Genomic DNA, 12,417 nt, shown 5'->3' with positions numbered 1-12,417 from the left:
CGATAAGGGATTAATGAGAATTCTGAGTGGTTCACTCAACCCACGATGATTACCAGGATGTGACCAATACCTCCGTAATCTTGCCGCGCTTTTGGGGGTTAGAGTTGATGGCCCGAGCCGCTTGAATCGAGTAAATGTTGAACGACTGGTAAAGGTCGCGGATAAACGAGCAATCTGAGTTAGACAGCATCACCTGTACGCCTCGACTCGCTAATTCAGCAAACACCTGAGCCAATTTCGTTTGATCTTCCGCCGTAAACGCACCTTTTGAATAGGCTGTAAAATCGCTCGTAGCGCTGATGGGATGATAGGGCGGATCGAAATAGACAAAATCCTGGGCAGATTGGGCCACCTCCAAAATCGTTTCAAACGGCTGCTGGTGGATTTGAACGGCTTGGAGAACTTCAGAAACCGCTTTCAGGAGCACTGCATCACAAATTTTGGGTTTCTTGTACCGTCCCATCGGCACATTGAACTGTCCCTTAGAATTCTCTCGATACAGACCATTGAAACAGGTGCGATTGAGATAAATAAATCGAGCGGCACGTTCAGCGGGTAAGGATGGATTGAGAGCTCGAATTTGGTAGTAGTAGTCATGACCATGCTGGCAGGCATGTATCTCCAGATATTGCAAGACGTCATCTATCTGATCGCGAACACAGGCATAAACATTGACCAGCTCAGGATTGACATCAGACAAAACCGCCTGCTCCGGCTGCAAATGGAAAAAGATAGCGCCACCGCCCAAAAAAGGCTCATAGTAAGCACCAAAGTGCTGAGGGAAATGCGGACCATATTGAGCGATTAATCGACTTTTTCCCCCTGCCCATTTCAGAAACGGACGGGCGGGAAATCGCACTTGAGTCGGCAATGGGCTAGTCATTAACGGGAAACCCCATAATGTTTAAGGTCAAAGCTTTGGGTTAAGATCAATCCTGTGAATAAGAGAAATCAATAATATATATCGACTAAATCACTATGGGTGACTTTTTTAAGAAACTCTCCTCGTATCCCAAGTTCTTCTTGGCAATTGTGGTTGGAGTATTTTGGACTTTACTCAAGCCTCTGCAGGGGTTTGCTAAAAATCCAGTGACTGGCTTGGCTGCCCTGGGCGTTATCGTGGGCGGCTTTGCCTTTCTTAGCTTCACCCTCAGTGCCATGATGGGGATGACTCCATTAAACTAAGCCTTGGGGAGACAACATAATCTGTTAGCGGTTTCATCTCAGGGGAGATGGAGGAGTAGAAACGAATGGCTACAGGACGACGGGTTTCTCGCGTTGCCGAATTAATTAAACGCGAAGTCAGCCAAATGTTATTGCATAGCATCAAAGATGATCGAGTCGGATCTGGGATGATTAGCGTTACGGCTGTGGATCTATCGGGTGATCTCCAACATGCCAAGATTTTTGTCAGCATATATGGCACTGATGAAGCCAGAGCAGAAACAATGGCCGGTCTAGAATCAGCGACAGGCTACGTTCGCAAACAATTGGGGCATCGCATCCATCTTCGTCGCACTCCAGAAGTCATTTTTTGTGAAGATCGCTCTTTTGAAGAAGGCAATCAGGTGCTGTCGTTGCTCCATAAACTCGATCATGAGCGCCAGAATAAGCCTGCTACCTCCACCGAAAAGCCCCCTGTCGGATCTTTAGACGCTGATCTCTAGTTGGATGAACTCTTGACTCATTTATTGCCAGAGCCAGATTCCCTGTCTTTGCCAGAAAAAGTTGCTCAAATGTTGGTCGTCCGAGCCTCCGGCTATCTGTTCGATCATCAAATTCAATATCCCAGTTGGGAACCCAACGCTGAAGTGCTGCGCCACTGGCTCACCGATTTAGGGGTCGGTGGGGTGATTCTGCTAGGCGGTAGCGCTGGAGAGATTGCCTGTCGCTGTCAACAACTCCAAGAGTGGGCTGCGATTCCTCTGTTTATGGCAGCCGATATTGAGGAAGGCGTGGGTCAACGCTTTTCAGGGGCAACCTGGTTTCCACCGCCATTGGCCCTAGCAGGCATGGTTCAATCAGGAAGTACCATCGCCCAAGCTCAACAATCTGCCCAAGCCATGGGGGCTTGGACCGCTCAAGAAGCTTTAGCCATTGGTTTGAACTGGGTGTTGGCCCCAGTGGTGGATGTGAATAACAATCCCCAAAATCCGGTGATTAATGTGAGGGCGTTTGGGGAAACCCCGGAGCTAGTCAGGAAATTAGCCACAGCTTTTATTCAAGGCGCCCAGCCCTACCCAGTCCTGACAACGGCGAAGCATTTCCCTGGGCATGGCGATACGGCCACGGATTCTCACTTGGATTTACCGGTGATTCCCCATGATCTTGATCGCATCTACAATACCGAGTACCCTCCTTTTCAGGCGGCGATTGCAGCCCAGGTAGATGGGGTGATGAGCGCCCATTTATTGATACCGGCGTTAGACCCAGACTATCCCGCCACCCTCTCTCCCAAAATTCTGACCGGAGAGCTTCGCCAAAAGTTGGGGTTTGAAGGCCTGATTGTCACGGATGCCTTGGTGATGGGGGCGATTGCTAATCAATATGGTGCCAATGAGGCGGCGGTGCTAGCGGTGGCGGCTGGAGCCGATATCCTGATGATGCCTGCGGATCCACCTGGAGCGATTTCTGCGGTGTGTGAAGCGGTGGAACGAGGACGGATTCCGTTAGAACAAATTGAAGCGTCGGTGGAGCGAATTTGGCGGGCAAAGCAAAAAATTACCCGCTATAAAGTGGAGGATACAAGTTATCAACATGCATGGGAAACCCATACGCCTTTGCAGATCGACTTAGATCGGTTAGGAACACCAGAGGCGATAGACGCGACTGCCACGGTTCTGAAAGGGTCAAATGTGGTGCATGGACAGATCACTGCTGTTCCTGATAATGCCCGCACGCTGATTATTGTGGATGATTTAGTGGATTGTGAGTTTCTCAGTCGCAAGGCCCCAGCGATTGATTTGCCTCGTAAGTTGGGTTATCAGGTGCAAATTGTGGATAGTAATACGCCTGAGATACCGCTGGATCAAGTCGGTCAGCCGACATTTTTGCAGTTGTTTATTCGCGGTAATCCGTTTAGAGGGAGTGCCCAGCTCAGTCGTAAGGCCGAAGCTTGGTTTGAGTTTTTGCTGACATCTGGACAGTTACAGGCTTTGGCTGTTTATGGCAGTCCCTATGCATTGGCTCAATTTCAAGTCCAGCTTGCGGATGAGATTCCTTATGGGTTTAGTTATGGGCAAATGCCTTTGACACAACAACTGATTCTGAACGAATTGACAGAATCACTGCGGAAATGAGGCTCTTCCCAGCTTTTGGTGATACGGCTCAAATTCTTCCTCAGGAAAGATTCCACTGCTTCTTATGCAGCCATAATGAACCGCTTGGCCAGTAGTGTTAACCCAGCCCTGCCAAACATCTGACGTTTGAGCATCTTTAGTTTGTTGTTAAGTCCCTCAACGAGGCCATGACTAACCTCCATCATCATGCTGGCTTTTACTGCTGCATAGTCGTCCATTAGCCCAGCAGCGAACTTCTTTAAGGGTTGGATTGGACATGTTAAAGCCTTCATCAACCAGTCATCAAAATCCTTGGCCTGCCGTTGCCTCAGTAATTCGAGGAACGTATGAGCTAAGTCAACGAGAGTTGCCAAGTCTGGGTGTTGTTGGACGAGAGGTTCAAGCAACTCCTGGTCTTCAGACTCTCGATTCTCTCCTCTCTGCACGATGAGGTAGGCGGCTTGACGGGGCGTAAACGGGGGAGATTGAGGGTCAATGACTGTCGGTTCCGAATTACTTCGACGTCTAGCAATCTCTCTCGAACACGAGAGGTTTGAAGATGGCTGGTCAGGATTAAAACGAATTTATACCGCTGCTGAAAAAGCAGATCCTAACAACATTGAGGTCTTGATATCCTTAGCCGTATCTGCCTTGGATTGGATGGAAGAATGGCACATTCCCAAACATCAAACATGGCTTCAGATTGCACTTGATGCAGAATATGCTTTGAACCGGGCAGCAGCAATAGCCCCTGATGATGCAGACATTTTCTTCAGGCAAGGGCTACTGTACTACAATCACCCTGCTAGTCATGAGCCTCAATCTTCATACCAAAGGAAAGCTTTAAGTTGCTTTGAGCATGCCCATGCCCTACAACCCGATCATCAGATGGCAATTCTATATCAAGCCCATTGCTATCATGACCTTGGTGTTTGGCTATCGACCTATCAGTCCTATCTCGCCGTTGATATGGACAGCCTCTTGTCACAATACCCCGCATGGTTATGGCGAAAGCTCAAACGAGATGAGCAATTAGCCCTCTGTGCTGCAAAGCTGGGTAAGACTCAAGAATCAACCTAGCGACTCAAACAATTATTTGATGCAATCGAAGCTTTGGACGTTGAGCAGAAAACCTATGATGTCGCTAATCTTGACGAAGTAGTTGAGATACTGTGTACCTGTATCAATCATGCTGAACTCTCGCAGTGACTGATCCAGTTATTACAGCAATTGGACTTGCTAACAAGGTACGGGCAAATGGCCAAAACAGGTCTTATTCCAGCTGATAAAACTATTTAGCACTTAAATCCAGCCAATTGAGATTGGCTCGGTCAATATTACCGGTGGTATCTTTTTTCCACTGATTTTGAATAGCGATACTGTAATTCAAATACAGCTTGCCATCGACAATAGCCCAAGCGTCTGGCATCGTCGACACCAACGCACCATAACTCAAGCCATAGGCACAGAACCCTCCATATTGGGGTGCATAAGCTCGTGGATTATCAGCAAATCGGTCTCGATGCTCCGCACTGGCAAATAACCAAGTTACCCCTTCCCACTCATAAGCAAACTCTCGGAGTCCCTGTACTGGCTCGCCTTCTGTAAAATATGCCACTGGATCCGTACCTCGAATGGCCGCACCATTGTTCACAAAAATAGGAGTTGAGGAAGCCGTCGAACGAGTATCGGGATTCGCTGCGGCTAATCTCATCCACTCAGGGATCATGAGCGAGGCTGCCCCACAAAGTGCCATCATCAGCACAGTTGTATTTGCAAAAAGCGAGAGCAGGTTCGGTTTAGGCTTCATAAGCTGTTGAGAAAAGATGGGCTAAAGAGAGAAGCGTAACGTCAACCCTAAACATCACAAGAGTATTTGCGTGATTATTCTAGACCGCTTTTGAGAATAACATTTTTATTCTCAAAAAAAAATTAATAACATATCGAAGTTATGACTTTAAAAAAACCTTGACCAATTGGTTTAAGTTGTGTTAGTTTTGATACATGGTCAAGTCACCCATAGGTTCGCAATGACACGGGGTCCCGATAAGCAATTCGATACTGAAGTCGCCCTTAGTAAGGCGATGGAAGTATTTTGGGCGCACGGTTATGAAGCCGCTAGCCTCTCAGAATTGCTGAAAAATATGGGGATTGGTAAGAAAAGTTTGTATGACACTTTTGGCAATAAGCAATCGCTCTTTCTAAAGGCACTTGATTACTACGCTCGAACCACCCTACGGGATATACGCGATCGCCTGAATGCAGAGGGGTCACCTCTAGGCAACCTCAAGCACTTACTGAAAGACTGGCAGATCATGCACAGTCAATCGGGGAGTTGTGGCTGTATGCTTGGCACGAATATTGCTGACTTTAATACCCACGACGAAGCGATCGCAAAAGTGATGCGGACCTATTTACGCCAACTAGAAGATGTGTTCACCACCGCACTAACCCATGCCCAAGACCAGGGAGAAATCAGCTCTACCGTTCATCCTCGTCACCTAGCTCAGCTTCTTCTCTGTACAACCCAGGGGATGGCCTTGCTAGGCCGCGTTATGGAAGATGACACCTTACTAGACGGAACGGTGGAAGCGGCAATGTCCTTGCTGGAGAGCGGTTAATTTTTTTTGGCTTAACTTAGACCAATCATTCAAAGTTTAATCATACCTACAGGAGACAATCCCATGACGTTCGATATCGCTCACAAAACCATTCTGGTTACAGGTGCTAATCGCGGCATTGGCAAAACCTTAGTGACCTCTTTGATAAAACAGGGTGCAGCCAAAGTCTATGCCGCCGTTCGCAATCTCGATAGCGCCACCGCCCTGGTGGAAACCTATGGTGACAAAGTTGTCCCGATTCAAATTGATTTAGGCGACGTTGATTCCATTGCTGCTGCTGCTCAAATCGCATCCGATGTGCAGATGGTGGTGAACAATGCCGGGGCTTTCCAGGGCACCACGCCTTTGGCTGAAGATGCGATCGCATCTTTGCAACTGGAGATGGATATCAATGTGTATGGCCTAGTACGAATGGCCCAAGCTTTTGCCCCGATCCTCAAAGCTAACGGTGGGGGAGCCTTTGTCCAACTCAATTCCGTTGTCTCCATCAAGACCTTTGCCAACTTTGCCACCTATTCTGCGTCCAAAGCAGCTTCATATGCGATGACTCAAGCGTTGCGTGAGCTACTCAGCGAGCAAGACACAAGGGTACTCAGCATTCATCCAGGTCCAATTGCAACGGAGATGAGCAGTGCGGCTGGCCTGGGAGACATTGCCGAATCTCCCACTTTAGTGGCCGATGGCATCATTGCAGCGCTCAAAACCGGGGAATTTCACGTCTTTCCAGACACGATGGCCCAACAAATTGGGGGCGCTTATCAAAGCTTTGCGAAAAACGTGGTCGAAGTCACGATGACCGAAGAATAAGTCTTTGCAGTCAGCCAGTCGGAACTGGCTGACCACTCAACATTACTGGAGATGTTTATGTTAAACACCATCAAGTCGACAGAACAATACATTCTAATAGGGCTAGGGATTTGGGCCAGCACTGTCACCATCGCTGGTTCCCTTAATCTGTTTACCCTTCTACCGTTGCCTAGCTTATCCATTTTGGTAGTCGTTAGTCTGGCTATGTTGCTGCTTCTGTATTACAGCATTCCAGCCGTTTATACCTACCTGGCCTCTTTTGATCCTCGCCGTTTGATCCTGTTTCACCTATGGCGGATTGGGGCTGGTCTCACTTTCTTGTATTACGGTAGTCAATCCTTGCTTCCCCCACAATTTGTGATCAATGCAGGGTATGGCGATTTGGCGGTTGGTTTATTGGTTCCACTGATTTTGATCAGCCAGCCCAGTATGCGGAAATACCTCATATTTCACCTATTGGGACAGCTCGATTTTGCGATCGCAGTTGGGACAGGATTGACCTTTACGGTACTACAAGTCCCACTGATGGAGAACATTGCCACGTTTCCCATTGTTCTGATTCCGCTCTTTGGTGTGCCATTAACCGGTGCAAGTAGTGTGGTTGCGATCGATACGCTGTTAAAGCATCGCAGGGAACCACTCCATCGCTAATCGTTGATTCTGAAATCCCGAAGGGAGAAGTGGCAGTCTACTTCTCTCTTCAGGGTCGGCCTATCAGGTGACTACTTTTTAACGAAATCGTATGGCTCTAAAAATTTATCCATCCAAGGGGTGAAGTGCCCCCCTCTATTGCTGCTCAAAACCTAACTCTTGTAAAAGGTATTCAAAGCTTGATGGATGCTCAGTGGCACAGATGCAACAATCATCATCTTGTAAATTCGATATCAGCATTCCTTCATGTCTCCATATTCTGAGTCCAGCATGGTCAACAACTTTTACCCAAGAAGAGTCAAGATTAGGCAGGAGTAGTGATGAATTGCAGTGGTCGCCAATGAAACCAAGACCACCCCATACAGCTTGTTGGTAAATCATGAGAGTCAGAAACTCTGAAAGCTGGAGCTTTTCATCGTACCAGCAAGGATTACTAATAGGATTTCCTTGATAAACAGGAGGATTGGGCTTATTTAAATCTGCTTGATGTATGGCCCATGTACAGACGGATTGATTCTTATCCATAAACCGCAGCATTGACCCTGAAAACAGCATTTCATCCAACGTCAGTAGGTGATTGTGAGCAGTATTCAATCGATCAAATCGCCCAAGGACTTGATAGTATTCTCTAAGCGCTAAAGGTAATTTTGCTCGCAAACGTTGCTCTATAGCCACGATTTCCTCATCCACGAAACCATAGTCTGAGGTTAGCTCGGTACCAAACAGTTCCTCCACAAGAATCCTATAGGTATTACCAAAGACTAAAGCTTGGTCCATTTAAGGTCTCCATATTGAGTGTTGGATAGGTCGCCAAACTCAATGAGTAGCGATAACCGTTTCCTGCTGCATTCCCCAAAGCCGTATCAGCCCCAATATAGATTGATCCATTCAATCTAAAAGAGATAACCAGATCATAAGATGTGGAATATTGCCGACTGCTAGTTTTGTCTCGTTATGATCTGCTCCCCGCGTCTTGCTCGTATATTCATCGCCCTCAGCCTGATCATCAGTGGGTGCTCTAACTCAGATATCCAGCCCTCTTCTTCTCCTTCACCCGAGCCAACTTCTAGTGTTCCTGAACCCCCACCACCACTCCAGCTAGGACTAGCTGATCCTGCAACCGTTGCTAATCCTCAGATCGAAGCATACCTATCCCAGTTAGGCGCACCAACGGTGAGTCAAGGCGTCTGGATTCAAACTCAAGACACTTTACTCGCCAACCATCAAGGCACGATGCCCTTACCAGCTGCCTCCATCACTAAAGTCGCTACCTCCTTAGCCGTATTGAAGAAGTTAGGCCCCGATCACCGATTTGAAACCAAAATTGGCTATATCGGCACCCTTCAGAATGGAGAACTAAACGGAGATTTGGTGATTGAGGGAGGCGCTGATCCATTTTTTGTCTGGGAAGATGCGATCGCACTTGGTAACCTCCTCAATCAAAACGGGATTCGCAACGTCAGCGGCAATTTAATCGTGGTCGGTCCGTTTTACATGAACTATGAACCCGACCCCGTTACGTCAGGAACGTTGTTACAGCAGGGACTCGATCACACTCGCTGGCCTGCAGAAGCCCAAACACAGTACCAAACCTTGCCAGGTGATACGGCTAAACCTGAAGTTGCGATCGCAGGCAGTATCCAACCCACCACTACACCCCCAACACAAGTCAAACCCCTTATTCAACACCGCTCTCTTCCCGTGGCTGAGCTGCTCAAAAAAATGAACCAGTACAGCAACAACACCATGTCCGAAATGCTGGCAGAATATGTGGGTGGTGCTGCCCAGGTAGCCCAAATTGCCGCCCAAGAAGCTGGCGTTCCTACTCAAGAAATTCAATTGATCAATGGTTCGGGTTTAGGGGTCGATAATCGTATTTCACCCCGAGCAACCTGTGGCATGTTTCAGGCCATTGCTCGCCTATTACACCCTCAGAAAATGACGATTGCCGATATTTTTGCTGTCATCGGCACCGATCCAGGGGTCCATAATGAAAGATCCCTCCCCCAAAAGTTCGTGATGAAGTCGGGCACTTTAAATCGGGTCAGTTCTATCGCTGGAGCCTTACCCACCGAAAATCAAGGGGTCGTCTGGTTCGCAGTCATTAACGGGGAAGGCGATGTAGACCAATTTAGAGCCCAACAAGAAACTTTGCTTCAGACCTTGATGCAGTCCTGGGGAACCACCACTAAGACGTTTGACTTGATAACGGCTAATCCAAGCCGTCAAAGCTTGACTGCCATCAGTCAAATCGTGCCCTCGAACTGAGTTGACATCACAGTAACAGGGCCGAACAGCATTGCCTTACAACTATCCCAACCTTGATTGGCATTAATCGTCCTTCAATGTGGGATGCAGGAAATAAAGCAACCACTCACCAGCCTGAAGCACTACCATCGGTAAAGCTAACACCAGTCCAATTAAAAACAGAAGTGTTGGAACTGCATAAAGTTGCCAAAAAGAACCGATGGCTTCTCGCTCATGATTGCTGCTGATCACCACTTTTACAAACTCACCGACCTCAAATTCAGGAGGATTAGCAGACATCAGAGGTACAAATTCATGAACTTGATTATCTAGGTCATAAGTCACTCTCGGTGAATAGGTCACTTTAGGAGATGTTCTCGTCGTAGACGTTCTTCTTATGACTTCAATCACTTGCCCATCAACAACAGTAGCAGTAGACACCCATGCATAGGTCCAGTGAGCAAACATTACCGCCCCAACCATTAAGAGGATACCTATTGCGGCAATAGACTGAGCTTTTATACGACTCATGTTGTGAGACTCGCTAAATATGAAAAGCAATTCTTCGACTAAACCAACTGAGGATGCAAAAGCGAAATAATCATCTTCTGATGCTGATAAATGATGCTCAACCCCTGGATAAGCAATAGACACACCACCATCAATATCGGCATGATGTATCGTTTTGCCAGATCAGTAACAGTGGCTATACGCTTGCGATCTTGGCTAACGAACACTTTCACTCGCTCGCCTACTCTATATTCGGGAGTATCGGTCGAAGATCTAGAGATAAACTCTAGACGTTCACCATCAATTTCATAAACAACCTGAGAGCTATACCGCTTCCGACCACGTTTATCAGTCGCTTCCTCTACCCCAAGAACATGGCCTTCAACAATATCTGCCTTAGACACCCATGTATAGGTCCAAACCATAAATCCAATGGGCACTCCTAAGAGAATAAGAAACACCAGAAGATCCGATAATGAAGATGTCATACTCATGAGTGATTGTATCCCACCCCGAGGAAATCATACCTATTATTCCCAGGCTGCTGGATTACGATCTAATTGAGCGCCAGCAAGAAGTTGACGGATTAACCCACCTCTCATTCATCACCCAAAGCCTGTTTTTCTTAGACCATCTTTGTTACAGACCAGGCTAATCGGCAGGGGCATGATATTCCACAGCCAATTGAATCAGCCGATCCACTAATTCGGGAAAATCTACCCCTGAAGCACCCCAGAGCATAGGGTACATACTGGTTGATGTAAACCCAGGCAAGGTATTGATTTCATTGATCAACACTTCCCCGGTAGATTCCACATAGAAGAAATCTACCCGCGATAAACCTGCCGCATCCACAGCAACAAAGGCATCGATCGCCATTTCCTGAATTTTTTGAGTGATGTCCGCTGGCAAGGGGGCCGGAATTTGCAGACTCGCCCGTCCTTCCGTATATTTCGTTTCGTAGTCGTAGAAATCACTATCAAAGCTAATTTCTCCGATGACCGATGCGCGCGGTCGGCCATTGCCCAGAACAGCACATTCCACTTCCCGAGCCACAACGCCTGCTTCTACAACAATGCGGCGATCAAAGGAAGCGGCACTATCTAAAGCCGCCTCTAGTTCCAGCCGAGATCGGACCTTAGAAATGCCCACGGACGATCCGAGGTTGGCGGGTTTCACAAAGTTGGGATAGCCAATGGTTTCATCGATGCGATCGCACACCTGCTTAAACACACAAGGATCGGACCACACCTGTTCTCGGGTCACAGGCTGATACTTCACCTGAGGTAACCCAGCTGCTGCAAACACAGTTTTCATAGCAATCTTGTCCATCCCCGCTGCCGAGCCCAACACTCCAGAACCGACATAGGGAACTTGCATCAGCTGCAACAGCCCTTGAATCGTGCCATCTTCTCCATTGGGGCCATGCAAAATCGGAAACCAGACATCGATAGAAGCTGCCGAGTCGGGGAAATGCCATCGACTGCCGTCTTCCACTTGATCTTGAGGTTTGCCCGTTGCTAACACTTGATTCGCCACTTCCCCCGCTTGCCAACACCCATTCTTATGGATATAGAAGGGAATCACCTCATATTTGTCAGGGTTAGGCGCTGTTTGGAGTGCACCGCGAACGGCTTTCGCTGAGGTAATGGATACTTCATGCTCTCCCGAACATCCCCCAAACACTAAACCGACTCGCAATTTCTCCACAGTTAACTCCCAGGCACACGTCAATCCAGATAGACTATCACAACAACTTATGAATCTAGGATAAGAACCCTGGTGATCCGAGAAAGCCCGCACCATTCAAAATCTATCGTTCTCTCCATAGAACAACGCTAAAAATAACTTAGGGATATAGAGCATCTAACCTTATTTTGAAACCTTTCTAAATGCCAACTACTCAAGATAAGACCGGGAGCATGTCACCTTTGCAAGCTAGTATTTATACTCATCTCAGAAATCCTTGCTAGCCTTGCTTTTAGACACCAAATTTTTAATTCTAAATTTTGTGCATCTGCAAAGGTGACATGCTCCCGATAAGACTTCTTGCAATATTCGTTTCATGATGTGCTACTTACGGAAAAAATGTCGCGATCTGACTCGATTTTTAAGTCCTCTACCATATCGTTAGTTGAATTATGCAAGAGGTCTATAGAACAGTACGACTCACTCTATAATCATGAGGATCAATCAATAATAAAATAGCTAACAAATTTGAGAGCATAACCAATTGCTAGTATTAGCATCAAGAATGATTAATCTGGTATGAGCTAAAAAGCAAGCTATAAATAAATGCTTTC

At 47.2% G+C, this 12,417-nt stretch carries 15 protein-coding genes; 8 read left to right on the top strand and 7 right to left on the bottom strand.

Annotation, left to right across the window (positions count from 1 at the left end; all coding sequences use genetic code 11):
* Positions 1-49: 49 nt before the first annotated feature.
* On the bottom strand, positions 50-883 hold the full coding sequence (locus tag ON05_RS17410) for a DNA adenine methylase (RefSeq protein ID WP_010480126.1): 834 nt from the start codon (positions 881-883) through the stop codon (positions 50-52).
* Positions 884-978: 95 nt separating this feature from the next.
* On the opposite strand from ON05_RS17410, the gene ON05_RS17405 reads away from it, so the two are divergent.
* From ON05_RS17405 to ON05_RS17395, 3 genes are all read left to right on the top strand, one after another.
* A complete protein-coding gene (locus ON05_RS17405; protein WP_010480124.1) occupies positions 979-1,185 on the top strand; it encodes a DUF751 family protein in 207 nt (68 codons plus the stop codon).
* Positions 1,186-1,250: 65 nt separating this feature from the next.
* Positions 1,251-1,667 (top strand): 30S ribosome-binding factor RbfA, encoded by a 417-nt coding sequence (gene rbfA / locus ON05_RS17400; RefSeq protein WP_010480122.1) that lies wholly within the window; start codon positions 1,251-1,253, stop codon positions 1,665-1,667.
* 12 nt (positions 1,668-1,679) lie between these two features.
* The gene (locus ON05_RS17395; RefSeq protein ID WP_039781887.1) at positions 1,680-3,299 is read left to right on the top strand and encodes a glycoside hydrolase family 3 N-terminal domain-containing protein; all 1,620 of its coding nucleotides are present in this window, start codon (positions 1,680-1,682) and stop codon (positions 3,297-3,299) included.
* A 62-nt stretch (positions 3,300-3,361) separates the two neighbouring features.
* Here ON05_RS17395 and ON05_RS17390 read toward each other — a convergent pair whose 3' ends face one another.
* On the bottom strand, positions 3,362-3,775 hold the full coding sequence (locus ON05_RS17390; protein WP_255345117.1) for a transposase: 414 nt from the start codon (positions 3,773-3,775) through the stop codon (positions 3,362-3,364).
* Between ON05_RS17390 and ON05_RS17385 the strand changes: the two genes are divergently transcribed.
* The gene (locus tag ON05_RS17385; protein ID WP_010480115.1) at positions 3,774-4,358 is read left to right on the top strand and encodes a hypothetical protein; all 585 of its coding nucleotides are present in this window, start codon (positions 3,774-3,776) and stop codon (positions 4,356-4,358) included. The genes ON05_RS17390 and ON05_RS17385 overlap by 2 nt on opposite strands.
* A 211-nt stretch (positions 4,359-4,569) precedes the next feature.
* Here ON05_RS17385 and ON05_RS17380 read toward each other — a convergent pair whose 3' ends face one another.
* The gene (locus tag ON05_RS17380) at positions 4,570-5,088 is read right to left on the bottom strand and encodes a YHS domain-containing (seleno)protein (protein WP_010480114.1); all 519 of its coding nucleotides are present in this window, start codon (positions 5,086-5,088) and stop codon (positions 4,570-4,572) included.
* A 220-nt stretch (positions 5,089-5,308) separates the two neighbouring features.
* On the opposite strand from ON05_RS17380, the gene ON05_RS17375 reads away from it, so the two are divergent.
* From ON05_RS17375 to ON05_RS17365, 3 genes are all read left to right on the top strand, one after another.
* Complete coding sequence (locus tag ON05_RS17375; protein ID WP_010480112.1) at positions 5,309-5,899, top strand: TetR/AcrR family transcriptional regulator; 591 nt, start codon at positions 5,309-5,311, stop codon at positions 5,897-5,899.
* A 63-nt stretch (positions 5,900-5,962) separates the two neighbouring features.
* Entirely contained in the window at positions 5,963-6,706 is a 744-nt protein-coding gene (locus ON05_RS17370) for an SDR family oxidoreductase (protein ID WP_010480110.1), read from the top strand.
* Between the two features lie 57 nt (positions 6,707-6,763).
* Complete coding sequence (locus ON05_RS17365; RefSeq protein ID WP_010480109.1) at positions 6,764-7,357, top strand: hypothetical protein; 594 nt, start codon at positions 6,764-6,766, stop codon at positions 7,355-7,357.
* 135 nt (positions 7,358-7,492) lie between these two features.
* Here the strand turns inward: ON05_RS17365 and ON05_RS17360 are convergent, their stop codons facing one another.
* A complete protein-coding gene (locus ON05_RS17360) occupies positions 7,493-8,134 on the bottom strand; it encodes an SMI1/KNR4 family protein (protein WP_010480107.1) in 642 nt (213 codons plus the stop codon).
* A gap of 177 nt (positions 8,135-8,311) precedes the next feature.
* Here ON05_RS17360 and ON05_RS17355 point away from each other — a divergent pair, with 177 nt between their 5' ends.
* A complete protein-coding gene (locus ON05_RS17355; RefSeq protein ID WP_010480105.1) occupies positions 8,312-9,625 on the top strand; it encodes a D-alanyl-D-alanine carboxypeptidase in 1,314 nt (437 codons plus the stop codon).
* A 63-nt stretch (positions 9,626-9,688) separates the two neighbouring features.
* Here the strand turns inward: ON05_RS17355 and ON05_RS17350 are convergent, their stop codons facing one another.
* The 3 genes from ON05_RS17350 to ON05_RS17340 all read right to left on the bottom strand — a co-directional run bounded on the left by ON05_RS17350 (position 9,689) and on the right by ON05_RS17340 (position 11,824).
* Positions 9,689-10,258, bottom strand: a complete 570-nt coding sequence (locus tag ON05_RS17350) for a DUF3592 domain-containing protein (protein ID WP_236619142.1) — start codon at positions 10,256-10,258, stop codon at positions 9,689-9,691.
* Positions 10,174-10,602: a DUF3592 domain-containing protein gene (locus ON05_RS17345; RefSeq protein ID WP_029315686.1), complete on the bottom strand. Its 429-nt coding sequence runs from the start codon at positions 10,600-10,602 to the stop codon at positions 10,174-10,176. The genes ON05_RS17350 and ON05_RS17345 overlap by 85 nt, the downstream gene beginning before the upstream one ends.
* A 163-nt stretch (positions 10,603-10,765) precedes the next feature.
* Positions 10,766-11,824 carry a D-alanine--D-alanine ligase family protein gene (locus ON05_RS17340; RefSeq protein ID WP_010480099.1) on the bottom strand — a complete coding sequence of 353 codons (1,059 nt, stop codon included), beginning with the start codon at positions 11,822-11,824 and terminating at the stop codon, positions 10,766-10,768.
* Positions 11,825-12,417 lie beyond the last annotated feature (593 nt).

This window comes from Acaryochloris sp. CCMEE 5410 (assembly GCF_000238775.2).
Taxonomy (GTDB): Bacteria; Cyanobacteriota; Cyanobacteriia; order Thermosynechococcales; family Thermosynechococcaceae; genus Acaryochloris.
Note: the sequence above shows the minus strand (reverse complement) of the source record. Positions and strands in the feature narration are given on the sequence as shown.

Bases quoted from the DNA above. Each gene is read 5' to 3' on its own strand.
- ON05_RS17410 (WP_010480126.1), bottom strand. From the start codon at position 883: ATGACTAGCCCATTGCCGACTCAAGTGCGATTTCCCGCCCGTCCGTTT.
- ON05_RS17405 (WP_010480124.1), top strand. From the start codon at position 979: ATGGGTGACTTTTTTAAGAAACTCTCCTCGTATCCCAAGTTCTTCTTG.
- rbfA (WP_010480122.1), top strand. From the start codon at position 1,251: ATGGCTACAGGACGACGGGTTTCTCGCGTTGCCGAATTAATTAAACGC.
- ON05_RS17385 (WP_010480115.1), top strand. From the start codon at position 3,774: ATGACTGTCGGTTCCGAATTACTTCGACGTCTAGCAATCTCTCTCGAA.
- ON05_RS17380 (WP_010480114.1), bottom strand. From the start codon at position 5,088: ATGAAGCCTAAACCGAACCTGCTCTCGCTTTTTGCAAATACAACTGTG.
- ON05_RS17375 (WP_010480112.1), top strand. From the start codon at position 5,309: ATGACACGGGGTCCCGATAAGCAATTCGATACTGAAGTCGCCCTTAGT.
- ON05_RS17370 (WP_010480110.1), top strand. From the start codon at position 5,963: ATGACGTTCGATATCGCTCACAAAACCATTCTGGTTACAGGTGCTAAT.
- ON05_RS17365 (WP_010480109.1), top strand. From the start codon at position 6,764: ATGTTAAACACCATCAAGTCGACAGAACAATACATTCTAATAGGGCTA.
- ON05_RS17360 (WP_010480107.1), bottom strand. From the start codon at position 8,134: ATGGACCAAGCTTTAGTCTTTGGTAATACCTATAGGATTCTTGTGGAG.
- ON05_RS17355 (WP_010480105.1), top strand. From the start codon at position 8,312: ATGATCTGCTCCCCGCGTCTTGCTCGTATATTCATCGCCCTCAGCCTG.
- ON05_RS17345 (WP_029315686.1), bottom strand. From the start codon at position 10,602: ATGACATCTTCATTATCGGATCTTCTGGTGTTTCTTATTCTCTTAGGA.